20 protein-coding genes are annotated in these 22,996 nt (G+C 70.0%); 6 read left to right on the plus strand and 14 right to left on the minus strand.

Annotation, left to right across the window (positions count from 1 at the left end):
• The first annotated feature begins 30 nt into the window (after positions 1 to 30).
• Genes galT through galE form a run of 3 tightly spaced genes read left to right on the plus strand, consistent with a single transcriptional unit; the run spans position 31 to position 3,370 of the window.
• Entirely contained in the window at positions 31 to 1,167 is a 1,137-nt protein-coding gene (galT, locus tag BJ984_RS00795; RefSeq protein WP_271206336.1) for a galactose-1-phosphate uridylyltransferase, read from the plus strand.
• A complete protein-coding gene (gene galK, locus BJ984_RS00800) occupies positions 1,164 to 2,411 on the plus strand; it encodes a galactokinase (protein ID WP_179546418.1) in 1,248 nt (415 codons plus the stop codon). The genes galT and galK overlap by 4 nt, the downstream gene beginning before the upstream one ends.
• Positions 2,408 to 3,370 (plus strand): UDP-glucose 4-epimerase GalE, encoded by a 963-nt coding sequence (gene galE, locus BJ984_RS00805; protein ID WP_179546419.1) that lies wholly within the window; start codon positions 2,408 to 2,410, stop codon positions 3,368 to 3,370. Before galK ends, galE begins: the two co-directional genes overlap by 4 nt.
• Positions 3,371 to 3,435: 65 nt before the next feature.
• Here the strand turns inward: galE and BJ984_RS19010 are convergent, their stop codons facing one another.
• The 10 genes from BJ984_RS19010 to BJ984_RS00855 all read right to left on the minus strand — a co-directional run bounded on the left by BJ984_RS19010 (position 3,436) and on the right by BJ984_RS00855 (position 14,844).
• Entirely contained in the window at positions 3,436 to 4,203 is a 768-nt protein-coding gene (locus BJ984_RS19010) for a CPBP family intramembrane glutamic endopeptidase (protein WP_179546420.1), read from the minus strand.
• A gap of 44 nt (positions 4,204 to 4,247) precedes the next feature.
• Entirely contained in the window at positions 4,248 to 5,726 is a 1,479-nt protein-coding gene (locus tag BJ984_RS00815) for a sugar ABC transporter ATP-binding protein (protein WP_179546421.1), read from the minus strand.
• A gap of 68 nt (positions 5,727 to 5,794) precedes the next feature.
• A complete protein-coding gene (mmsB, locus tag BJ984_RS00820; protein WP_173182634.1) occupies positions 5,795 to 7,036 on the minus strand; it encodes a multiple monosaccharide ABC transporter permease in 1,242 nt (413 codons plus the stop codon).
• Positions 7,037 to 7,070: 34 nt separating this feature from the next.
• Complete coding sequence (gene mmsA / locus BJ984_RS00825; protein ID WP_173182633.1) at positions 7,071 to 8,609, minus strand: multiple monosaccharide ABC transporter ATP-binding protein; 1,539 nt, start codon at positions 8,607 to 8,609, stop codon at positions 7,071 to 7,073.
• Positions 8,610 to 8,720: 111 nt separating this feature from the next.
• Positions 8,721 to 9,848 carry a multiple monosaccharide ABC transporter substrate-binding protein gene (gene chvE / locus BJ984_RS00830; protein ID WP_271206337.1) on the minus strand — a complete coding sequence of 376 codons (1,128 nt, stop codon included), beginning with the start codon at positions 9,846 to 9,848 and terminating at the stop codon, positions 8,721 to 8,723.
• A complete protein-coding gene (locus tag BJ984_RS00835; RefSeq protein WP_173182632.1) occupies positions 9,845 to 10,543 on the minus strand; it encodes an L-ribulose-5-phosphate 4-epimerase in 699 nt (232 codons plus the stop codon). The genes chvE and BJ984_RS00835 overlap by 4 nt, the downstream gene beginning before the upstream one ends.
• Before the next feature lie 160 nt (positions 10,544 to 10,703).
• Entirely contained in the window at positions 10,704 to 11,762 is a 1,059-nt protein-coding gene (locus tag BJ984_RS00840) for a LacI family DNA-binding transcriptional regulator (RefSeq protein WP_179546422.1), read from the minus strand.
• A 197-nt stretch (positions 11,763 to 11,959) separates the two neighbouring features.
• Entirely contained in the window at positions 11,960 to 12,481 is a 522-nt protein-coding gene (locus tag BJ984_RS00845; RefSeq protein ID WP_179546423.1) for a hypothetical protein, read from the minus strand.
• Positions 12,482 to 12,703: 222 nt separating this feature from the next.
• A complete protein-coding gene (locus tag BJ984_RS00850) occupies positions 12,704 to 14,185 on the minus strand; it encodes an MFS transporter (protein WP_179546424.1) in 1,482 nt (493 codons plus the stop codon).
• The gene (locus tag BJ984_RS00855) at positions 14,182 to 14,844 is read right to left on the minus strand and encodes a PadR family transcriptional regulator (protein WP_179546425.1); all 663 of its coding nucleotides are present in this window, start codon (positions 14,842 to 14,844) and stop codon (positions 14,182 to 14,184) included. Before BJ984_RS00855 ends, BJ984_RS00850 begins: the two co-directional genes overlap by 4 nt.
• 125 nt (positions 14,845 to 14,969) lie before the next feature.
• Here BJ984_RS00855 and xylB point away from each other — a divergent pair, with 125 nt between their 5' ends.
• From xylB to BJ984_RS00870, 3 genes are all read left to right on the plus strand, one after another.
• Positions 14,970 to 16,448, plus strand: coding sequence for a xylulokinase (gene xylB, locus BJ984_RS00860; RefSeq protein WP_179546426.1), 1,479 nt, complete (start codon positions 14,970 to 14,972; stop codon positions 16,446 to 16,448).
• A gap of 84 nt (positions 16,449 to 16,532) precedes the next feature.
• Positions 16,533 to 16,973: a hypothetical protein gene (locus BJ984_RS00865; RefSeq protein ID WP_179546427.1), complete on the plus strand. Its 441-nt coding sequence runs from the start codon at positions 16,533 to 16,535 to the stop codon at positions 16,971 to 16,973.
• On the plus strand, positions 16,970 to 18,304 hold the full coding sequence (locus BJ984_RS00870; RefSeq protein WP_179546428.1) for a cellulase-like family protein: 1,335 nt from the start codon (positions 16,970 to 16,972) through the stop codon (positions 18,302 to 18,304). Before BJ984_RS00865 ends, BJ984_RS00870 begins: the two co-directional genes overlap by 4 nt.
• Here BJ984_RS00870 and BJ984_RS00875 read toward each other — a convergent pair.
• The 4 genes from BJ984_RS00875 to nrdI form a co-directional block, all read right to left on the minus strand.
• Positions 18,301 to 19,344, minus strand: coding sequence for an acyltransferase family protein (locus tag BJ984_RS00875; RefSeq protein ID WP_179546429.1), 1,044 nt, complete (start codon positions 19,342 to 19,344; stop codon positions 18,301 to 18,303). The genes BJ984_RS00870 and BJ984_RS00875 overlap by 4 nt on opposite strands.
• 97 nt (positions 19,345 to 19,441) lie before the next feature.
• On the minus strand, positions 19,442 to 20,422 hold the full coding sequence (gene nrdF / locus BJ984_RS00880; RefSeq protein ID WP_173182624.1) for a class 1b ribonucleoside-diphosphate reductase subunit beta: 981 nt from the start codon (positions 20,420 to 20,422) through the stop codon (positions 19,442 to 19,444).
• Positions 20,423 to 20,453: 31 nt separating this feature from the next.
• The gene (nrdE, locus tag BJ984_RS00885; protein WP_271206339.1) at positions 20,454 to 22,601 is read right to left on the minus strand and encodes a class 1b ribonucleoside-diphosphate reductase subunit alpha; all 2,148 of its coding nucleotides are present in this window, start codon (positions 22,599 to 22,601) and stop codon (positions 20,454 to 20,456) included.
• Positions 22,586 to 22,990, minus strand: coding sequence for a class Ib ribonucleoside-diphosphate reductase assembly flavoprotein NrdI (gene nrdI / locus BJ984_RS00890; RefSeq protein WP_271206340.1), 405 nt, complete (start codon positions 22,988 to 22,990; stop codon positions 22,586 to 22,588). Before nrdI ends, nrdE begins: the two co-directional genes overlap by 16 nt.
• Positions 22,991 to 22,996 lie beyond the last annotated feature (6 nt).

Genomic DNA, 22,996 nt, shown 5'->3' on the forward strand with positions numbered 1-22,996 from the left:
TTTCGGGTTCGAAACTGGCGTAATCGAGGGGTGCAGACCCTCAGCAACGGAATCATCAAGCGGGTGCACCGTCTCTCCGACGGCCGCGAGCTGATCTACTTCGACGACCCCGACACCCTGCTGCCCCCCGAGCGGGCCGACGACGCGCGCCCCGAGGCGCCCCGGCCGCCGGTGGCGCAGATGCGGCAGGACCCGCTGACCGGCGAGTGGGTCTCCATCGCCGCCGCGCGCCAGAACCGCGTGATGCTGCCCCCGAAGCACCTCGACCCGCTCGCCCCGTCGAGCCCCGAGAACCTCACCGAAGTGCCGAGCGACTACGACGTCGCGGTGTTCGAGAACAAGTCGCCGTCATTCGGCCCCGACCTGGCGCCCGAGGGCGCCGACCCGGCCGTCGCCCTCGCGGAGCTGCGGGAGGTCGGCCTCGGCCGCACCGCCACCTCGGTGGGCCGCTGCGAGGTCGTCTGCTTCAGCCCCGCGACCGAGGGCTCCTTCGCCGACCTGCCCGTCACCCGCGCACGCACCGTGATCGAGGCCTGGGCCGACCGCACCGCCGCGCTCTCGGCGCTGCCCGGGGTGCAGCAGGTCTTCCCGTTCGAGAACCGCGGCGAGGCCATCGGCGTCACGCTGCACCACCCCCACGGCCAGATCTACTCCTACCCCTACATCACCCCGCGCACGCAGAAGCTGATCTCGTCGATCGAGAGCTACGGCCCTACGCTGTTCGCCGACATCCTCGACTTCGAGCGCGGCTCCGACCGCGTGCTGATCGAAGGTGAGCACGTCACCGCCTTCGTGCCGTTCGCGGCGCGCTGGCCCGTCGAGGTGCACCTGCTGATGAACCGGCACGTGCCCGACTTCGCCGAGACCACCCCCGAGGAGCGCGACGAGCTCGCGGTCGTCTACCGCCGCATCCTGCGCGCCGTCGACCGCCTCTACGACACCCCGACGCCGTACATCTCGGCCTGGCACCAGGCACCGGTGAACGAGCACCGCGACGACATCCGCCTGATGCTGCAGATCACCTCGCCGCGCCGAGCGGCCGACAAGATGAAGTTCCTGGCCGGCTCCGAAGCCGCCATGGGCGCCTTCATCGGAGACGTTCCGCCCGAGACGGCGGCCGGCCTCCTGAAGGACGCCCTCGCCCGCGCAGACAAGGACGACGCATGACCGACACCACCACCTCCGCCCCCGCACCAAAGGGCCTCGACGAGCTCGACTCCGCCGCCGTCCGCGGCTTCGCGGCCGCCTACGGCGAGGCTCCGACCTCGCTCTGGGCCGCTCCCGGCCGGGTCAACTTCATCGGCGAGCACACCGATTACAACGACGGCTTCGTGCTGCCCTTCGCGATCGACCGCCACACGGTGATGGCCGCGCGGGTGCGCGACGACCGCCTGGTGCGGGTCTCGTCGTCGTTCACCGACGAGATCGTCGAGATCTCGATCGACGACCTCTCGGCCGAATCCGTGTCGGGCTGGTCGGCCTACCCCCTCGGCGTGATCTGGGCCGCCGGCGTGCAGGGCGCCGACCTCGCCCGGGTGCCCGGCCTCGACCTGTACGTCGTCTCCGACATCCCGGTCGGCGCGGGGCTGTCGTCCAGCGCCGCGCTCGAGAGCGTCGTCGGCATCGCGATCGACGAGCTGTGGGGCCTCGGCTTCGACCGCCGCACCCTCGCCGTGATCGGCCGCCGTGCCGAGAACGAGGCCGTGGGGGCGCCCACGGGCATCATGGACCAGTCGGCCGTGCTGCTCGGCCGCCTCGACTCGGCCGTGCTGATCGACTGCCGCTCGCTCGAGACCCGCGTCGTGCCGCTCGGCCTCGACGACGAGGAGCTCGTCATCGTCGTCACCGACACCCGGGTCGAGCACGAGCACGCCACCGGCGGGTACGCCGCCCGCCGCGCCTCGTGCGAGCTCGGAGCCCGCACCCTCGGGGTGCCGTCGCTGCGCGACCTCGGCCCCGACGACCTCGGCCGCGCCGAGGAGCTGCTCGACGACGAGACCTTCCGCCGCGTGCGCCACATCATCACCGAGAACGAGCGCGTGCTCGACCTCGTGCGCACGCTCGAGAAGCACGGCGCCGGCGCGGTCGGTGCCCAGCTCGACGCCTCGCACACCTCGATGCGCGACGACTTCGAGATCTCGGTGCCCGAGCTCGACCTGTCCGTCGAGGTGGCCCGCCGCGTCGGTGCGATCGGCTCCAGGATGACCGGCGGCGGCTTCGGCGGATCGTCGATCGCCCTGATCCACCGCTCGAAGGCCGAGGCGCTGGCCGAGGCCCAGCGCGCCGCGTTCGCCGAGGCGGGCTACCGCGAGCCCGTGGTGTTCACCGTGGTGCCGTCGGAGGGGGCCGTCCGCCGGCCGTTCGGCGAAGCATCCGTCACCGACCCCGCCATCGAGAGGATCTCGGAATGACCACCTGGCTCGTCACCGGAGGTGCCGGCTACATCGGCGCCCACGTCGTCCGCGCGCTGCAGGGCGCGGGGCTCACCCCCGTCGTGCTCGACGACCTCTCCAGCGGCTTCGCCGGCTTCGTGCCCGACGGCGTCGCGTTCGTCCGGGGCTCGATCCTCGACGGCGACCTCGTCGAGCGGACGCTGCGCGACCACGACGTCACCGGCGTCATCCACGTCGCCGGCTACAAGTACGCGGGCGTCTCGGTGAAGCGGCCGCTGCACACCTACGAGCAGAACGTCACCGGAACCGCGGTGCTGCTCGAGCGCATGCAGACGGTCGGGGTCTCGCGCCTCGTCTTCTCCTCCAGCGCCGCCGTCTACGGCACGCCCGACACCCTGCTCGTCACCGAGGACACCCCGAAGGCGCCCGAGTCGCCCTACGGCGAGTCGAAGCTGATCGGCGAGTGGCTGCTGCGCGACCAGGCGGTCGCCGCCGGGCTCGAGGCCACCGCCCTGCGCTACTTCAACGTCGTCGGCTCGGGCTCGCCCGACCTCTACGACGCGAGCGCGCACAACCTGTTCCCGCTGGTCTTCCGCGCGCTCGGCGAGGGCCGCACCCCCACGATCTTCGGCGACGACTACGACACCCCCGACGGCACCTGCGTGCGCGACTACATCCACGTCTCCGACCTGGCGCTCGCCCACGTGGCCGCCGCCCGCCGGCTCGAAGCCGGCGAGAGCGTGCTGCCCGCCTACAACCTGGGCTCGGGCGACGGCGTCTCGGTGCGCGAGATCATGGATGCGGTGGCCTCGGTCACCGGCATCGACTTCACCCCCGAGGTGGCTCCGCGCCGCCCCGGAGACCCGGCCCGGATCGTGGCGCTCGGCGAGCTCGCCGCCCGCGACCTCGGCTGGGAGATGCGGCACACGCTGCGCGAGATGGTGCAGTCGGCGTGGGAGGCGTACCCGAAGGGGTAGCGCTTGAGGTGTAAGGGGCCGCTCCGTCACGGCGGGCTGCCGGTCTCGGCGTCCCGTCGGTCGGCTCAGCCCGTCACGGCCGGCGGGGTCACGATCTCGAGCACGGCGACCGTGAGGTTGAAGGCGCCGTGCGCCACGATCGACGGCCCGAGCCGCTTCGTCGCGACCGCCATCAGCCCCAGCACGATCCCCACCACGAACAGGGTGAGCAGGCGCGACGCGGCGGCGGCCGTCTCGGGCACGCCATCGAGGTGGAAGGCCGTGAACAGCAGCGCCGAGCCGAGCACCGCGATCGTCGCGGCCCGGCGCCGCCGCGCATCCGTCGAGCCGGCCGGCGCGACCGCACGCTCGATCGAGCGCAGCACCAGACCGCGGAAGTAGAGCTCCTCGACCACGGGAGACACGACGGATGCGGCCAGCACCGCGAACAGCACGAACAGCACCGGGTCGCCCACGCCCCCGGAGAACGCCGTGGCCCGGGTTCCCGTCGCCTGCCGCACGAGCTCGGCCAGCCCGAGCGCCGCGAGCCGCAGCCCCACCCCGACGCCGAGCCCCACCACGAGGTCGACCGGGCGGAGGCGCAGTCCGAAGTCGAGGCGCAGGCTGCGCCTTCCCCGCCGGTGGGTGGCGACGAGCACCACCGCGACGAGCGGCAGCCAGCCGCCGATCACCTGCTCGATGCCGAGCACCAGCGCCGGTTCGCCGCCCACCCCGGGGAGCCGCACGAGCACCCGTGCCACGGCTGACAGCACGGCGAAGGCGGCGATGCCCGCGACCACGTCGACGAGGCCCCAGCGCACCTCGCGGGGCCGGGCGCCGTCGTTCGGCGTCACCGCATCACCGCGACACCGCGTCACCTGGTCACCGCGTCGCCGTGTCACCCGGGAGCGAGGAGGGCGCCGAGGGCGGCGGGATCGGCGCCCGCGCGCACCTCGCCGGTCACGCGGCCGGCGGCCATGGTGACGACGCGGTCGCAGAGCGCGAGCAGGGCCGGGAGGTCGGCCGAGGCGATCGCGACGGCCTTGCCGGCGGCGCGGGCCGCCTCGAGGTGGCTGAGGATCTCGGCACGCTGCGCCTCCGTCGAGCCGCGGAAGGGCTCGCCGAGCAGGAGCACCCGGCGGTCGGAGGCGGGGAAGGCCGCGACCAGGCCGCGGATGTGGCCCGCCTCGTCGCCGCCCTTGCCGAGGGCGCGCGCGGCCCCGAGCATCGTGGCGCCGAGGCCTTCGCGCGGTGCCGTGTCACTGTCGCGATCGACCAGGCCGAGCGAGACAAGGGCGGGCAGCTTCGAGGCCGAGACGGGCATCGCGATTCCGCCGACGAACCGCACCCGGTAGCGCGGGGCGGAGGTGGTGGCGAGGAAGAGACCCGCCGCGATGGCCTTCTCGACGGTCGACGTGTCGACGGGGCGGCCGTCGAGCTCGACGGCGCCGGTGGTGCCGGTGCCCTCGGAGCGGCCGTAGACGCTGAGCAGCAGCGACTCGGCGCCCGAGTCGCGGAGGCCCGCGATGCCGACGATCTCGCCGGCGCGCACCTCCAGCGCGGCGTCGGAGACGAGGGCGCGCTCGGGTTCGACCGGGTCGAAGGTGCTCCAGCCGGTGACGCGGAGGAGCGGGCTGCCGGGGGACGGCGGCGTCGCCGGGGCGGCGGGACGCGCATCCGTCGGCCCCACCAGCTCGGCGAGCACCCGGTCGCGCACCGCATCGCGCGCCTCGGCACCCGCCGCGCCGCCCTCGGCTGCGCCCGACCACGACGACCGCGGGTGCGCGCCGACGATCGCCCCGCCGCGCAGCACCACGAGCTCGTCGGCGTAGCCGAGCGCCTCGGCCGGGCGCTGCGTCACGACCAGCACGGCGGCGCCCCGGAGGGCGAGACCCGAGAGCACCTCGAGCAGCCGGATGGTCTCGGCCGGCGAGAGCCGCGCGGACGGCTCGTCGAGCGCGACGACCGACGCTCCGCGGGCCTCGGCGCGGGCGATCTCGATCACGAGCCGGTCGAACTCGCCGGCGTCGCCCGCGCGGTCGACCGGCCGCAGCGTCGAGCCCAGGCCGGCGAGCAGGGATGCGGCGTCGTCGCGGGTGCGCTTCCAGTCGATGCCGCCGCGGAAGAGGCCCCGCGCTCGTCGGCGCTCGTGCCCCATGAAGATGTTCTCGGCGACGTCGAGCGCCGGCACGAGGCCGCGGCGGCGGTCGATCCAGGCGTAGACCGGGGAGACGCCGGAGGTGATTCGCTCGGCGACCTGACGTGCGAGCGCATCGGCGCCCGACTCGTCGCCGGCGCAGACCGCGACCACCGCCCCGGCCCGCGCGACGAGCTCGTCGCCGCCGGGGAGGGTGAAACGGAATTCGGCGGGTGTCACGACCGCGACCCTATACCGGGCCGGGTGGACACCCGCCGAATGCTCATGCGGAGAGGCGGAGCCGGGGCTCAGCGACCGCCGGAGCGGCGCTTGTTGTAGACGTCGAACGCGACCGCCAGCAGCAGCACGAGGCCCTTGACGGCCTGCTGCCACTCGATGCCGATGCCCATGATCGACATGCCGTTGTTCAGCACACCGATGATCAGACCACCGATGATGGCGCCACCGATGGTGCCGACACCACCCTGCACCGCCGCACCGCCGATGAAGGCGGCGGAGATGGCCTCGAGCTCGAAGCCGTCACCGGCCTTCGGGCCGGCGAGGTTGAGGCGCGCGGTGAAGATCAGGCCGGCGAGCGCGGCCAGCACGCCCATGTTCACGAACAGCCAGAAGGTGACGTTGCGGGTCTTGATGCCCGACAGCTCCGCGGCGTGCAGGTTGCCGCCGATGGCGTAGACGTGACGGCCGAAGGTCGAGCGGTTCATGACCGTGCCGTAGATCAGCACGAGCACGGCGAGCACGATCAGCGTGACCGGGATGCCCTTGTAGGTGGCGAGGGCGTAGGCGAACAGGCCGACGGCCACGGCGACGAGCACCAGCTTGGCGACGAACCAGGCGAAGGGCTCGACCTCCTGGCCGTAGCTCTGGCGGGCACGGCGGGTGCGGAACTGCGACACGAACAGCGCGATGATCGCGATCGCCGCGATGCCGAGGGTCAGCGGGTCGAGCTCGAACTCACCGAACAGGTCGGTGAGGAAGCCGTTGCCGAGGGCACGGTACTCGGTCGGAAACGAGCCGATGTTGGCGTTGCCCAGCACGACGAGGGCGAGTCCGCGGAAGATCAGCATGCCCGCCAAGGTCACGATGAACGCGGGTATGCCCACGAAGGCGATCCAGAAGCCCTGCCAGACGCCCACGAGGGCACCGACGGCGAGCGACAGGATGATCGACAGCCACCAGGGCAGACCCCACTGCACCGCGAACACACCGGAGACGGCACCGACGAACGCGGCCACCGAACCGACCGACAGGTCGATGTGGCCGGCGATGATGACCATGACCATGCCGATCGCGAGAACGAGGATGTAGCCGTTCTGCACGATCAGGTTGGAGATGTTCTGGGGGCGCAGCAGGATGCCGTTGGTCAGGATGCTGAACAGCACCACCACCAGCACCAGGGCGATGAAGATGCCGTTCTTGCCGAGGTCGCCCAGGATGTGGCTGAGGCGCTCGGTGAACTTGTTCTCGACGGGGTTGACTTGCGCGCCCGCGGCCGTCGCGTCGGACGGCTTGGTTTCCAGGTCGGACATGGTCGTTGATTCTCCTCTTCCGTCAGCGCGCGGGCTAGCGGGGCTTTTCCATGGTCATGAGTTTGAGCAGGGCCTCGGGGGTGGCCTCCGCGATGGGCAGCTCGCCGGTGATCCGGCCCTCGGAGAGGGCGTAGACGCGGTCGCAGATGCCGAGCAGCTCCGGCAGCTCGGAGGAGATGACGATGATGCCCTTCCCCTCGGCCGCGAGCTTGTTGATGATGCTGTAGATCTCGTACTTCGCACCCACGTCGATGCCGCGGGTGGGCTCGTCGAGGATCAGCACGTCGGGGTCGGAGTAGATCCACTTCGACAGCACGACCTTCTGCTGGTTTCCGCCCGAGAGCTTCCCGGTCTTGGCCAGCACGCTCGGCGCCTTGATGTTCATGCTCGTGCGGTAGGAGTTCGCGACCTGGAACTCCTTGCCGTCGTCGACCAGGCCGAAGCGCTCCAGCTTCTCCAGCGACGCCATCGAGATGTTGCGCTTGATGTCGTCGATCAGGTTGAGCCCGTAGGTCTTGCGGTCCTCGGTGGCGTAGGCGAGACCGTTCTCGATCGCCTCGGCGACCGTGCGGGTCTTCACCTCCTTGCCCTTGACGAAGACGCGGCCCGAGATCTTCGACCCGTAGCTGCGGCCGAACAGGCTCATCGCGAACTCGGTGCGGCCGGCGCCCATCAGGCCCGCGATGCCGACGATCTCGCCGGCGCGGACGGTGATGTTGACGTCGTCGACCATGACGCGGGTCGGGTCCTGGGGGTGGTGCGCGGTCCACTCCTCGACGCGGAGGATCTCCTCGCCGATGTGCGGGGTGTGGTCGGGGTAGCGGTGCTCGAGGTCGCGCCCCACCATGTCCTTGATGATGCGTTCCTCGGTGACGTCGTTCTTCGAGATCGTCTCGATGGTCTTGCCGTCGCGGATGACGGTGACCGAGTCGGCGACCTTCTTGATCTCGTTCAGCTTGTGGCTGATGATGATCGACGTGATGCCCTGCTCCTTGAGGTGCAGGATGAGGTTCAGCAGGTGGTCGGAGTCCTCGTCGTTCAGGGCCGCGGTCGGCTCGTCGAGGATGAGCAGCTTCACGCGCTTGGACAGCGCCTTCGCGATCTCGACGAGCTGCTGCTTGCCCACGCCGATGTCCCGCACCTTGGTGGTGGGGTTCTCCTTCAGGCCCACCCGCGCGAGCAGCGCGGCGGCCTCGTGGTTGGTCTTGTTCCAGTCGATCAGGCCGAAGGGGCCCTTCAACTCGTTGTTCAAGAAGATGTTCTCGGCGATCGAGAGGTAGGGGCTGAGGGCGAGCTCCTGGTGGATGATCACGATGCCCTTCGCCTCCGAGTCACGGATGTCGCGGAACTGCACGACCTCGTCCTCGAACACGATGTCACCCTCGTAGGTGCCGTGCGGGTACACACCCGAGAGCACCTTCATCAGCGTCGACTTGCCGGCGCCGTTCTCCCCGCAGATCGCGTGGACCTCGCCGCGGCGGACGTCGACCGTCACGTTCTGCAGCGCCTTCACGCCGGGGAACGTCTTGGTGATGCTCCGCATCTCGAGGATGTTCGTCCTGTCATCGGACATGTCGTGGATTACCTGCTTCCTTGCCTCGTACGCCGTACGCCGGGTGGGGCGAGACCCCCGCGCCCCGGCCGCGCTCTCGCGCGACCGGGGCGGGGGTCTCAGTGGGGCTGACTAGCCCTTGATCTCTTCTTCGGTCCAGTAGCCGGACTTGACGAGGGTGTCCTCGATGTTGTCCTTGACCACGATCTGCGACTCGAGCAGGAAGGACGGGACGACCTTCACACCGTTGTCGTAGTCCTCGGTGTTGTTCGTCTCGGGCTCGTCGCCCTCGAGCAGGGCCGAAGCCATCTTGACGGCCACGGTCGCGAGCTCGCGGGTGTCCTTGAAGATGGTGGCGTACTGCTCACCGGACTCGATGGCCTTGACGGAGTCGAGCTCCGCGTCCTGGCCCGAGATGACGGGCCACTCGGCGCCGACGGAGTAGCCGGCGTCGGTCAGGGCCGAGATGATGCCGCGCGAGATGCCGTCGTAGGGCGACAGCACCGCGTTGACCTTGGAGCCGTCGGAGTAGGTCGACGTCAGCAGGTTCTCCATGCGCTTCTGGGCGGTCTCGCCGTCCCAGCGGAGCGTGGCGGCCTGCTCGAAGGCCTCCTGGCCGCTCTTCACGACGAGGACCTTCTTGTCGATGTAGGGCTGCAGGGTGTCGATCGCACCGTTCCAGAAGAACGTGGCGTTGTTGTCGTCGGGCGAACCGGCGAACAGCTCGATGTTGAACGGGCCGGCGGGGGCACCGTCGGTCGCGTTGCCGTCGAGGTCGACGAGGCCGAGGCCGTTCAGCACGGAGTTGGCCTGCTGCACGCCCACCTTGTAGTTGTCGAACGACGCGTAGTAGTCGACGTTCTCGGTGTCGCGGATGAGGCGGTCGTAGGCGATGACGGGGATGTCGTTGTCGGCGGCCTCCTGCAGCACGCTGGTGAGCGTGGTGCCGTCGATCGACGCGACGATCAGGGCCTTGGCGCCCTTGGTGATCATGTTCTCGATCTGCGAGACCTGGGTGGGGATGTCGTCCTCGGCGTACTGGAGGTCGACGGTGTAGCCGGCGTCCTCGAGCTGCGACTTGACGGCGTCGCCGTCCTGGATCCAGCGCTCCGACGACTTCGTCGGCATCGCGACGCCGATGAGGCCGCCGTCTCCGCCGCCCTCACCGCCGCCCGAGCTGCTGCCCCCGCTGGAGCAGGCGGCCAGGCTGACCATCAGGGCGCCGGCGGCGACTCCTGCGAGCAGTGTCTTGATCTTCACTGTGTTTCCTTTCGTGATGTGGTGTAGGACTTCTTCGTCGTGATGGGACTGGTGGCTGAGGGAGTGAGCTCCCGCGGCTCGCCGAGCTGGCGGGCCAGGTGCGCGACCCGCGCGGCGTCTTCGACGAGCACCGCCGTCTTCACCGCGGTCCGGGCATCCGGGCCGATGGTGAAGGGGCCGTGGCTCTGCATCAGCACGGCCGGTGAGCGGTGGCCCGCCAGCGTGCCGACGATCCCCCGCCCGATCGAGTCGTCGCCGATACGGGCGAGCGGCCCGACGGGGATCTCACCCCCGAACTCGGCTTCCATGGTCGTGGTGACGCAGGGGATGGGCTCCCCGAGCGTCGCCCAGGCCACGGCGTAGGGCGAGTGGGTGTGGGCCACTCCCCCGACCTCCGGCATGCTGCGGTACACGTAGGCGTGCGCCGCGGTGTCGACCGAAGGGGCGCGGGCGGCACCGGGCGTACCCGGCACGACCGTGCCCTCGAGGTCGCAGAGGATCATGTTCTCCGGTGCCAGGTCTTCATAGGAGACACCGGAGGGCTTGATGACGAACAGGTCGGCGCCGACCACACGACCCGAGATGTTCCCGCCCGTCCAGACCACGAGCTCGTAGCGCGTGAGCTCGGAGTGCAGACCAGCGATCTCCGCCCGCAAGCGGGCGATGCCCACCTCGAGTTCGGCTCGCATCGTCATCCTCATGACCCCTTCGTCTTGTGTGACCGTTCACAAATTCGTTCATGTGAACGGTCACATCGGATTGATATTACGCCCATGGCGGCCGAGCCTGTCAAGTCGGCGATGGTCTCGGTTCGGTAACCGAGCGGATGCGCCCACTTCGGGGGGTTCCGCGCGATCAGGCGGGCGGCGGGGCCGTCGAACGCCGCACCACGAGGGTCGGCAGCAACGACCCGGGCCACTGCAGCGGTGCCTCGGCGACCGGAGCCTCCCCCGACGCGTCGTCGCCGACGGCCGAGACCAGGAGCGCCACGCAGCGGCGGCCGAGCTCGGCGAAGTCCTGCCGCACCGTCGTCAGCGGCGGCCAGAAGTGCGCAGCCTCGGGGATGTCGTCGAAGCCGACCACGCTGATGTCGCCCGGCACGTCGAGCCCGGCGTCGCGAATGGCGTGGATGAGCCCCAGCGCCATCTGGTCGTTCGAGGAGAAGATCGCGGTGAAGTCGCGAACGCGCAGCAGCTCGAGCCCGGCGTAGTAGCCGAACTCCGCCGTCCAGTCGCCGAGGATCGGGGCCGTGGTCGGCACGTCCTGGTCGCTCATCTCGCGGAGGAACCCCTCCATCCGCGCCTCGGCCTCGACCCAGTCCTGGGGCCCCGCGAGATGGTAGATGCCGCGGTGGCCCAGCTGGATCAGGTGCCGGGTGGCGAGTCGCGCTCCCTCGATCTGGTCGACCGACAGCGAGTGGTCGCCCTGCCGGCCGGTGGACTGCAGGGTCACGTAGGGCAGGTCGAGGTTCAGCTCGTGCAGGGTGTCGAAGACGCGCACCTGCGGCGCGATGACGACCATGCCCTCGACCGCCTGGTCGAGGAGGTGCGTGATGGCCCGGGCGATCGAGGCGCGGTCGGTGCCGTCGGCGTTGGCGGTGACCACCAGGTAGCCGTGCAGCAGCGCGGCCTCCTCGATGGCCTTGATGCTCGAGGCCGGTCCGTACTCCGAGCGCGAGGAGGTGAGCACGCCGATGGCGCGGGAACGGCTCGTGACCAGGGCTCTCGCCGCGCGGTTGGGGCGGTAGTTCAGCTCGCCCATCACCTCGAGCACGCGGGCCTTGGTCTCGTCGCGGATGCTCGGGTGGTTGTTCAGCACCCGGGAGACGGTCTGGTGCGAGACACCGGCGAGCTTCGCGACATCGCGGATGCTCGGCGCCCGGGGGCGCTTGGCCTCCGCCGAGGGCTCGTTCATCCCGTACCTGCTCTGGTGCTGATGTGCACGTTCACACGGCGTGAACGCCCTTACATTATGCACGCCGCCGGGGTGGCCGGAACTGGGAGCCGGGGATATCCCGCTGAGGCCGATGTGACTGTCACACGCACTCGTCCCGACCTGGGGGACGAGCGTGTGACAGTCACACCGACGGTCGGCTCGGCCGCCGGGCCCCGCTACACACCCGCGTGGACGCGGGTGCCGCGGGGCGCCGGGACGGCCCGGGCCGAGTGCCGCAGCTGCTGCACTCCGCCCTCGAGCTCGGTCTCGCCGAGCACCGTGAGGCCGGCCGCGACGGCCGCCTCCCGGCGCCAGGCGAGGGCGTTCTGCACCTCGTCGGCGTGCCGGGTCGCCACCGGCACCTCGATCACGAAGTCGGGCGCCAGGATGGCTCCCGCCTCCGCGAAGGCGCGGTGCGCCGTGCGGATCAGCGCCGACGCCCACACCTCGGGGTGGGGCAGGGACGCGTCGACGATCAGGCAGTGCAGTTCGATGGGATGCACCGAGCCGACGGGGCCCCACCAGACGCCGCGGGCGACCGGGCGGTCGTCGACGAGGGCCAGCCAGGTCCAGTCGCGGCGATAGGTGCCGGCCGCGAGCCCGCGGCCGAACTGCAGGGAGTCGACCCCCGAGACGGGGTCGTGTTGATGGAACAGGAGCAGCTCGCTGTCGTGCGAGCGGGTTGATGCGGTGAACACGGGAAGTCTTCCTCCATGAGATGACGAGCGATGGAGGCGCTTCCTGGCGTTCGGGTCGCGGCTAGGCCGTGACGCGCATGAACGGGGGAAGCGCCATGTCGAAGTTCCGATTCGGAATCATGGTGTTCACCTCCCCTTTCGTTCATGGCGGCCGAGTTGCCGCGGGTAATGACGTTAGCGGCTGCCCGGCCCCGAGCGCAAGGGTTTTCCCAGGAATGTGTTCTAGTGACCCGTCGAGGTGCGCTTGGGCAGCGCGAAGACGAGCAGGAACGCGAGCACCGCGAAGCCCGTGCTGACGGCCATCGCCAGGGCGGAGCTGTTCACGAAGCCGGTGGCGAGAGCATCCGGAGACCCCTGCCCGACGACCAGCGAGCCGAAGAACACGCTGCCCACGACCGCGATGCCGATCGCGCTGCCGACGCGCTGCATGGCGCTGATGACGCCCGACGCCGAACCGGCCTCCTTGCGCTCCACCGTGGCGACGATGAACTGCGCGTTCGGGGCGATGAACAGCCCGTTGCCGGCGCCCGCGATCAGCAGCGGCGCGAGCAGCAGCCAGTTCGTGAGATCGGCCGCCGGGGTCACCAGGAGGATGACCCAGATGGCGGCGAGGCCCACGACCACGGCCGCGGTGCCGATCACGAGCACCGAGCGGCCGAGTCGCTGCGCCAGGCGCGCGCTCTGGCTCGAGCCGACGATGGAGCCGATGGCGAAGGGGATCGAGACGGCACCGGACTCGAGCGCGGTGTGACCGAGGCCCGCCTGCCAGAGCAGCGAGATGGTGAAGAAGATGCTCGTGAAGGAGGCGAAGTAGACCAGGGCGAGCACGACGCCGCCCGTGAAGGCCGGGTGACGGAACAGGCTCGGCGGCACCAGCGGGATGCTGCCGCGGCGGGTGTACCGCACCTCCCAGGCGCCGAAGGCGACGAGGAGGAGCGCGCCGGCGACGAGAGAGAGGATGGTCCAGAGCGGCCAGCCCTCGTCCTGCCCCTCGATCAGCGGCACGAGCAGCGCGACCAGCGCGGCCGAGACCAGCACGAGGCCCAGCCAGTCCATCGCGATCCTCGGGCGCTCGGCCGGAGCGCCCTCAGCGGCGGCCGTGCGGCCGGGCAGCAGGAAGACGGCGGCCACAAGGGTGGCGAGACCGATCGGCAGGTTCACGCCGAAGACGAGACGCCAGCCCGACTCCTCGCCGAACGCCTGGATGATCAGACCGCCCACGATCGGGCCGAGCGCCGACGAGACGCCGATCACGGCGCCCATGATGGCGAAGGCCTTGCCGCGCGACTGCGGCGGGAAGAGCAGCTGGATGAAGGCGGTGACGGCCGGCACGAAGATGCCTCCCGCGAGGCCCTGCACGACGCGGGCGACGATGAGCTGGGTGCTGTCCATCGCGAGACCGCAGGCGAGGCTCGCCACCGTGAAAAGCGCGACGCCGGTGAAGAAGACCCACTTGTGGCCGATGCGGTCGCCGATGCGGCCCGCCGGGATGAGGGCGAGGCCGAAGGCCAGGGCGTAGCCCGAGATGATCCAGGAGAGGGTCGCCTCCGAGGCGTCGATGCTGGTGCGGATCGTCGGCAGGGCGACGTTCACGATGGTCGTGTCGAGCAGGGCGATGAACATGCCGGCGAGCAGCACGATCAGCGCGCGCCAGGCTCGGGCCGGAACGGCGGGAGGCGCCTGGGTGGTGGCGGTCTCGGTCATGGGGTGGGGGCCTTTCGGGGGGTGCTGGGGGTGTCGGGACTGCTCGCCGTGGGGGGTTCGTCGTGCCGGTGGGTGCCCGGCGCCTTCGGGTCGGGGAGGGCGCCGGCGCGACGGCGCTCGTCGGCGACGATGTCGGGCACCGCGGCGAGGAGACGCTCGTGCGAGGCGATCTCCGAGCGCACGCGGTCGGAGCGGTGCTCCATCACCCAGGTCTCGGCGAGCGAGAGGTGCGGCCGGGCGCGGTCGAGGCGGTGCTGCTGTTCGGCGAGCAGCATTCGGAGGGCATCGACCCGGCGTTCGAGCTCGGGGGCCAGCTCGTCGAGGCGATCGGGGTCGAGGCGCGTGACCGCTAGGTCGAAGGGGTCGTGCTTCAGCCGGATGTCACGGAGACCCTCCTCGCGCAGGGCGGCGAGCGCCTCGCGCCCGGCCGGCGTGATCGCGTAGACCTGCCGCTCGGGATAGGCGCCCTCGCGCTCGACGCGTTCCTCGGCGATCAGGCCGTCCGCGGCCAGCCGCTTCAGGGCGCCGTAGAGCGAGCCGACGCTGACATCGGTCCAGAGGTGGATGCGCTCCTCCTCGCCGAGCAGCCGGAGCTGGTGCCCGTGCATCGCCCCGCGCGCGTCGAGCGAGCCGAGGACGAAGAGACGGAGCGGAGACACCGGAGTACTCTCGCACGAGTAGTCGGCATGCGCAAGCTCGGCCTCGGTGCCGCCGGATTGCCCCGGCGGGCATCCGTCGAATATGTTGTGCAAGCAAACTTTTTCATCCGCACCAGGAGACACCAATGACGCTCGTCGCCGGCATCGACTCATCCACCCAGAGCTGCAAGGTCGTGATCCGGGACCTCGACAGCGGGGAGCTCGTCCGCCAGGGGCGGGCCTCCCACCCGGCCGGCACCGAGGTCGACCCGGCCTTCTGGTGGGATGCGCTGGTCACCGCCCTCGCCGCGGCCGGCGGGCTCGACGACGTCGCCGCCATCTCGATCGCGGGCCAGCAGCACGGCATGGTGGTGCTCGACGAGGCGGGCGAGGTCATCCGGCCGGCGCTGCTCTGGAACGACACCCGTTCGGCGCCCGCAGCCCGTGCACTGATCGAGGAGTTCGGCGCCGCGTCCCTCGCCGAGCGCACCGGCGCCGTGCCGGTGGCCTCGTTCACCGCCACCAAGCTGCGCTGGCTGCGCGACGCCGAGCCTCCCGCGGCCGAGCGGGTGTCCGCCGTCGCGCTGCCGCACGACTGGCTCACCTGGCGCCTGCGCGGCTACGGGCCGACCGGGTCGTCGCCGCTCGGACCGGTGCTCGAGGAGCTGGTGACCGACCGCTCCGACGCGAGCGGCACCTCGTACTGGAACCCGCGCACGGGCTCCTACGACCGCGAACTGCTGGTGGCGGCGCTGGGGCACGACGCCGTGCTGCCGCGGGTGCTGGGGCCGGCGGAGGCCGCCGGGTCGACGGTCGCGTTCACGGCGTCGGCGTCGGCGTCGGCTTCTGCCTCTGCTTCGGCGCCGGTCTCGCTCGGGGTACCGGCGGGGATCGTCGTCGGGCCCGGTGCGGGCGACAACGCCGGCGCGGCCCTCGGGCTCGGCGCGGTCGAGGGCGACGTCGTGGTGTCGATCGGCACCAGCGGCACCGTCTTCGCCGTCACCAGCGAGCCGTCGGCCGACGAGAGCGGCACGGTCGCCGGCTTCGCCGACGCCTCGGGCGCGTTCCTCCCCCTGGTCGCGACGCTCAACGCGGCGCGGGTGCTCGACGCGACCGCCGCCCTGCTCGGGGTCTCGCACACCGAGCTGGGGGCGCTGGCGCTCGAGGCGCCCGCCGGCTCCGACGGCCTCGTGCTGCAGCCCTACTTCGAGGGCGAGCGCACCCCGAACCTCCCGACCGCGACCGCGAGCCTGTTCGGCCTCACCCTCGCCTCCACCACCCGGCCGGGGCTCGCCCGGGCCGCCATCGAGGGGCTGCTCTGCGGCCTGGCCGACGGCCTGGACGCGGTGCGGCGGGTCGGGGTCGTGCCGCAGCGCATCCTGCTGATCGGCGGCGCGGCTCTCAACCCGGCGGTGCAGGCGGTGGCGGCGCAGGTGTTCGACGTGCCCGTGACGGTGCCGCTGCCGGGCGAGTACGTGGCCGACGGAGCCGCCGTGCAGGCCGGCTGGGTGCTCTCGGGCACGCGGCCGTCGTGGGCGATCTCGCTCGCGGGCTCGCCGGCGCCCGACCACCGGCCGATCATCCGGGAGCAGTACGCGGCGCACGCCGTTCCGCCCCGGGGCTGAGGCTCCGCCGGGCGGCGGATCGTCCAGGCCGAGCGACGTTTCGGCCATGGTGCGGTGCGGTCGCGCATCCGTAGTGTCGATGCCGTGACGACCGACGACGCCCGCACGGCTCTCCCCCGCGGCCCGCTCGCGCTGCGCGACGAGCAGTCGACGTGGTGCGTGGGGCCGTACGCGGTGAGCGTGTCGGTGGAGACGGATGCGCGGCGGCGCCGGATCGCCCGCGTCGGCGTCTCGACGACCGTCGTCGTGCCGCGGGCCCGAGTGCGGCTCGAGGGGCCCCCGTTCGCCCCCGCGTCGCTGACCCCGCCCGTCACGGGCACCCTCTTCGCCGCCATCGCGCCGGCCGGCGGCATGACGGCCTGGGAGTGGTGGGTGGCGCTCGCGCCGGGCTCGCCGTTCGTGGTCGAGCTGCCGCTCGCGGGCCCGGTCGCCGCCTCCGCGCTGACGCTGCGGGTGCTCGCGGGCGCCGAGGAGCTGCTGTCGTGGACACCATCGCCCACCCCCACCGAGAGGCTGCCCGCATGACCGACCTGACCGGCGCCGTTCCGGCCCACCTCCCGCCGCGGCTCACCATCAGCCTGTGGGACTTCTCGTGGTACACCCGCGCCGAACCCGGCGGCCCCTTCGCCGACCTCGATCGCGCCTTCGCCGAGACCGTCGAGCGCGGCTACAACGCCGTGCGCATCTGCGCCGCTCCCCTCTTGCTGTTCGGCGAGCTCTCGCATGACGGCCGGCCGCTCGCCTCGCTCGCCCGTGACCTGTCGATCGAGGGCCTCGGCGTCGCCCCCGGTGGCGGCTTCTACGGCCAGGGCACCCGCTGGTACGACGTGCCCGGCGACTACTCGCTCGATGTCGGCGCCCGCCTGCTCGAGCTGTTCGAGGCGGCGTCGCGGCACGGAGTGGTCGTGATCCTCGCGAGCTGGGAGTACCAGCAGTCGCCCGCGTTCGCCCGGTCGAGCGCGTGGTTCGAGGCCATCCACGCCGTGCCCGAGGCCTCGCGCTACGAGCTGCTCGCCGCCTCCTGGAACCGGATGCTCGAGCATCTCACCACCGCCGGCCACCGCGACACGATCGCGATGGTCGAGCTGCACAACGAGGTCGACTTCTCGTTGCTGCCCGACTTCGCGGGCGTCACCGTCACTCGCGCCGGGTCGCCGGAACCAGCATCCGGCTCACATGCCCTGAGCGGCATACAGGCCGTCGAGCGGCTGCGGGCGGCCCACCCCGACCTGCTCGTCACGGCCAGCTGGGGCAAGCCGCCGCACCTCGCCATGCACCAGCTGCCCGACGGGCTGGGGGCGGCGCAGTTCCACGTCTACAGCTACGGGGTGCTGGATGCGCTGCAGCAGCGCCTCGACATCCGCTCCGAAGGCAGCGAGGGATTCCCGAACGCCGCCCTGCGCGAACTCCTGCGCCCCGACGCCCCCAGCCCGGCCGAGTACGGTCGCGCCGACGCCTGGAAATTCGAGGCCACCGTCGTCACCGACCAGATGATCTACGGCTACGACCAGCTCGACGCCGATCGCTGGGACACCTGGCTCTACGAGAACTATGGCCCCTATCGCGCCGTGATGGAGCGGGAGATCGAGTCGCGCACCATCGCCATCGCGGAGTGGGCGCGCTGGAAGGGCGTACCCGCGATCATCGGCGAGGGCTGGATCGGCTACACGCCCCTGCACGGCACCTTCGAGGAGGGGCCGATCGGCCGCTCCCTCGCCGAGCTCGGCATCCGCACCGCGCTCGAGCACGGCGTCTGGGGCGTGGTGCTCTGCTCGAACGCGGCGCCGCACCACCCGATGTGGGCCGACGTCGCCTGGCAGCGCCGCCTCACGGCGGAGATCCTCGCCCACCCCTAACTGCTCCTGCTCCGTGCGCCTCCGCTGCGCGGCAGAGAGAAGAGGAACGCGAGCCCGATCCGCTGCGCCAACGCCTCGACGCCGACGCAGCCGGCGAGCGTCGCGGTCAGCAGCAGCCAGGGGTAGACGATGACCACGAGGTCGTGGTCGCGCATCCATTCGGCTGCTCCCGGCCGGGCCAGCAGTGCGTCGTTCGCCAGGATGAAGACGAACGGGTGCACCAGGAAGATCGCGAGGGTGTGCCGGCCGAGGTACCGCACGGGTGCGGCGAGCGGATGCGCGGCCACCCGCACCGACAGCTGGAGCGCGAAGGCGACCGATACCACCCCCGCCGCGAGGAACAGCCCGAGATCGGCGAAGGTCGCCACGTACAGCGCGGCCAGTGCCACCGCGACCAGCCCGGTGACCGTGGTGGCGATCCAACCCGAACGGTGCAGGACCAGGTCGACCAGCTGCGGCGCCCGGGCGGCGACGAGGTAGAACACGAAGGAGCGCAGGAGGTGCTGCGGGAGCCCGTCGAGGGAGGTCGTGCCGAGCACCGAGAGCACGATCGCGACGGCGAGCAGCGCGGGCAGTGGCACCCGCCGTGTCAGACGGGCGGCCACGAAGAACAGCAGCAGGGCGTAGAGGTACCAGAGCGTGGTCTGGGGCCAGATCAGGTTGTCGAGCAGAAAGCGGGGGACGTCGACCGGGCCGCCCTGGCCGAACCGCTCGCGCAGCACGTCGAAGACGGCGTTGACGACCACCCAGACGAGATAGAGGTAGACCAGCAGCAGCACGCGGGGTCGCAGCACCGTCCGCCACGGCCGCCGGATCGCCCGGGACGCGAGGTAGCCCGAGACCAGGAAGAACAGCGGCATGCGCAGCGGCAGGGTCGCATCGACGACGGCGTTCACGACGTCGGACCCGGGGAATCCGTAGAAGAAGTAGATGTAGTGCAGCAGGAACAGGTGCAGCAGCACCACCATGACGATGCTCGCCCCGCGCGCGAAGTCGGGCCACTCCAGCCGCGCCGCGACGGTCTCGGAGGGTGCAGCCATACCCTCCCACGCTAGCCGACGGCCCCCGCCCGGCCGAACGCGAAGGGCCCTCCCCCGGAGGGGAGGGCCCGATCGTGCGGAGGGGCGGACGGCGGGGCTAGAAGTCCCAGTCCTCGTCTTCGGTGTTGACGGCCTTGCCGATGACGTACGACGAACCCGACCCCGAGAAGAAGTCGTGGTTCTCGTCGGCGTTCGGCGACAGGGCCGAGAGGATCGCCGGGTTCACGTCGGTGACCGACTTCGGGAACATCGGCTCGTAGCCGAGGTTCATCAGCGCCTTGTTGGCGTTGTAGTGCAGGAACTTCTTGACGTCCTCGGTCAGACCGACCTCGTCGTAGAGGTCCTGCGTGTACTGCACCTCGTTCTCGTAGAGGTCGTACATCAGCGAGAATGCGTAGTCCTTGATCTCGTCGCGCTTGGCCTGGTCGACCAGTTCCAGCCCACGCTGGAACTTGTAGCCGATGTAGTAACCGTGCACGGCCTCGTCACGGATGATGAGGCGGATGAGGTCGGCCGTGTTCGTGAGCTTCGCCCGCGACGACCAGTACATCGGCAGGTAGAAGCCGCTGTAGAAGAGGAAGCTCTCGAGCAGCGTCGAGGCGACCTTTCGCTTCAGGGGCTCGTCGCCGTGGTAGTAGTCGAGGACGATCGACGCCTTCTTCTGCAGGTTCGGGTTCTCGGTCGACCAGCGGAAGGCCTCGTCGATGTCCTTCGTGTTCGACAGGGTCGAGAAGATCGACGAGTACGACTTGGCGTGCACCGACTCCATGAACGCGATGTTCGTGTAGACGGCCTCCTCGTGCGGGGTCAGCGAGTCGGGGATGAGCGAGACCGCGCCGACCGTGCCCTGGATCGTGTCGAGCAGGGTGAGGCCGGTGAACACGCGCATGGTGAGCTGCTGCTCGGCCGGCGTGAGCGTGGCCCACGACTGCACGTCGTTCGACAGCGGCACCTTCTCGGGCAGCCAGAAGTTGTTGACGAGGCGGTTCCACACCTCGACGTCTTTATCGTCCTGGATGCGGTTCCAGTTGATCGCCTGCACCTTGGTGAGGAGCTTGAGCGGCTCGGGAGGGGTCATCGGAGAGTCCTTCGGGTTGTCGTGTCGACGATCACAGCATGCACGAGACGCAGCCGTCGATCTCGGTGCCCTCGAGCGCCAGCTGGCGCAGGCGGATGTAGTAGATCGTCTTGATGCCCTTGCGCCAGGCGTAGATCTGCGCCTTGTTGATGTCGCGCGTGGTCGCGGTGTCCTTGAAGAACAGGGTCAGCGAGAGGCCCTGGTCGACGTGCTGCGTGGCCGCGGCGTAAGTGTCGATGATCTTCTCGGCGCCGATCTCGTAGGCGTCGTCGTAGTACTCGAGGTTGTCGTTCGTGAGGAACGGCGCCGGGTAGTAGACGCGCCCGATCTTGCCCTCCTTGCGGATCTCGATCTTCGAGGCCACCGGGTGGATCGACGAGGTCGAGTTGTTGATGTACGAGATCGAGCCGGTCGGGGGAACCGCCTGCAGGTTCTGGTTGTAGATGCCGTGGGCCTGGATGGAGGCTTTCAGCGCACGCCAGTCGTCTTGAGTGGGGATGCGCACGTTCGAGGTCTCGAACAGCTCGGCCACACGGGCCGTGGCCGGCACCCACTCGGCGTCGGTGTACTTGTCGAAGAACTCACCGGAGGCGTAGGTCGAGTCGTCGAAGCCGTCGAACTTCTCGCCACGTTCGATGGCGATGGCGTTCGACGCCCGCAGCGCGTGGAACAGCACGGTGTAGAAGTAGATGTTCGTGAAGTCGACACCCTCCTCCGAGCCGTAGTAGACGCGCTCGCGGGCGAGGTAGCCGTGCAGGTTCATCTGGCCGAGGCCGATGGCGTGCGAACGGTCGTTCCCGGTCTCGATGGAGCGCACCGAGGCGATGTGCGACTGGTTCGACACCGAGGTGAGGCCGCGGATGGCGGTCTCGACGGTGGTGCCGAAGTCGGGCGAGTCCATGGTCAGCGCGATGTTCAGCGAGCCCAGGTTGCACGAGATGTCCTTGCCGATCTCGGCGTAGGAGAGGTCTTCGTTGTAGGTCGTCGGCGTGTTGACCTGGAGGATCTCCGAGCACAGGTTCGACATGTTGATGCGGCCCTTGATGGGGTTCGCCTTGTTGACGGTGTCTTCGTACATGATGTACGGGTAGCCCGACTCGAACTGGATCTCGGCGAGGGTCTGGAAGAACTCGCGGGCCTTGATCTTGGTCTTGCGGATGCGCGGGTCGTCGACCATCTCGCGGTACTTCTCGGTCACCGAGATGTCGCCGAAGGGCAGGCCGTAGACCTTCTCGACGTCGTACGGCGAGAAGAGGTACATGTCCTCGTCGTTCTTCGCGAGCTCGAACGTGATGTCGGGCACCACGACGCCGAGCGAGAGCGTCTTGATGCGGATCTTCTCGTCGGCGTTCTCGCGCTTGGTGTCGAGGAACTTCATGATGTCGGGGTGGTGCGCGCTGAGGTACACCGCCCCCGCACCCTGGCGGGCGCCGAGCTGGTTGGCGTAGCTGAAGCTGTCTTCGAGCAGCTTCATCACGGGGATGATGCCCGAGGACTGGTTCTCGATCTGCTTGATCGGGGCGCCGGCCTCACGGATGTTCGACAGCAGCAGGGCCACGCCGCCGCCGCGCTTGGAGAGCTGCAGCGCCGAGTTGATGCCGCGGGCGATCGACTCCATGTTGTCTTCGATGCGGAGCAGGAAGCAGGAGACGAGCTCGCCGCGCTGGGCCTTGCCCGTGTTGAGGAAGGTGGGGGTGGCGGGCTGGAAGCGGCCGCCGATGATCTCCTCGACGAGGTTCGTGGCGAGCTTCTCGTCGCCCTGGGCGAGGCCGAGGGCCGTCATGACCACGCGGTCCTCGAAGCGCTCGAGGTAGCGCTTGCCGTCGAAGGTCTTCAGCGTGTAGCTCGTGTAGTACTTGAACGCGCCGAGGAAGGTGTCGAAGCGGAACTTCTTCGAGTAGGCGAGGTCGTTCAGCTGCTGGATGAACTCGAACGAGTACTGGTCGAGCACGGCCTGCTCGTAGTACTCCTTCTCGACCAGGTAGTCGAGGCGCTCCTTGAGGTTGTGGAAGAAGACGGTGTTCTGGTTGACGTGCTGCAGGAAGTACTGCTTCGCGGCCTCTTTGTCCTTGTCGAACTGGATCAGTCCGTTCTCGTCGTAGAGGTTCAGCATCGCGTTGAGCGAGTGGTAGTCGAGCGCCGGCGCCGCCGTCGGTGCGTCGATCAGAGTTGCTTCCACAGTCTGTCCAATCCAATCTGGACGGCCTCACGGTCATCCGGTGTTCCGAATACTTCGAATCGATAGAGCAGCGGGACCTTGCACTTGCGCGCGACGATGTCGCCCGCCAGGCAGTAGGCCTCGCCGAAATTGGTGTTGCCCGCAGCGATCACGCCACGGATGAGCGATCTGTTCTCCTCGTCGTTGAGGAACTGGATTACCTGCTTCGGAACGGCGCCACCCGTCTCTCCGCCACCGTAGGTGGGGAGGACGAGCACGTAGGGTTCCGTGGCCTTCAGTCGCTCATCGCGCGCATAGAGGGGGATGCGAGAGGCGGGCCGGCCCAGCCCCTCGACGAACCGCCGGGTGTTGCCCGAGACGCTCGAGAAGTAGATGAGGTCTGTGGACACCGGAGT

The sequence above is a fragment of the Herbiconiux flava genome, assembly GCF_013409865.1.
GTDB classification, from domain to species: Bacteria; Actinomycetota; Actinomycetes; order Actinomycetales; family Microbacteriaceae; genus Herbiconiux; species Herbiconiux flava.

Coding starts and splice junctions, on each gene's coding strand:
- mmsA (WP_173182633.1), bottom strand. CDS start 8,609: ATGTCCGATGACAGGACGAACATCCTCGAGATGCGGAGCATCACCAAG.
- galE (WP_179546419.1), top strand. CDS start 2,408: ATGACCACCTGGCTCGTCACCGGAGGTGCCGGCTACATCGGCGCCCAC.
- BJ984_RS00840 (WP_179546422.1), bottom strand. CDS start 11,762: ATGAACGAGCCCTCGGCGGAGGCCAAGCGCCCCCGGGCGCCGAGCATC.
- nrdF (WP_173182624.1), bottom strand. CDS start 20,422: ATGACCCCTCCCGAGCCGCTCAAGCTCCTCACCAAGGTGCAGGCGATC.
- xylB (WP_179546426.1), top strand. CDS start 14,970: ATGACGCTCGTCGCCGGCATCGACTCATCCACCCAGAGCTGCAAGGTC.
- BJ984_RS00875 (WP_179546429.1), bottom strand. CDS start 19,344: ATGGCTGCACCCTCCGAGACCGTCGCGGCGCGGCTGGAGTGGCCCGAC.
- galK (WP_179546418.1), top strand. CDS start 1,164: ATGACCGACACCACCACCTCCGCCCCCGCACCAAAGGGCCTCGACGAG.
- BJ984_RS00835 (WP_173182632.1), bottom strand. CDS start 10,543: ATGACGATGCGAGCCGAACTCGAGGTGGGCATCGCCCGCTTGCGGGCG.
- mmsB (WP_173182634.1), bottom strand. CDS start 7,036: ATGTCCGACCTGGAAACCAAGCCGTCCGACGCGACGGCCGCGGGCGCG.
- BJ984_RS00870 (WP_179546428.1), top strand. CDS start 16,970: ATGACCGACCTGACCGGCGCCGTTCCGGCCCACCTCCCGCCGCGGCTC.
- BJ984_RS00850 (WP_179546424.1), bottom strand. CDS start 14,185: ATGACCGAGACCGCCACCACCCAGGCGCCTCCCGCCGTTCCGGCCCGA.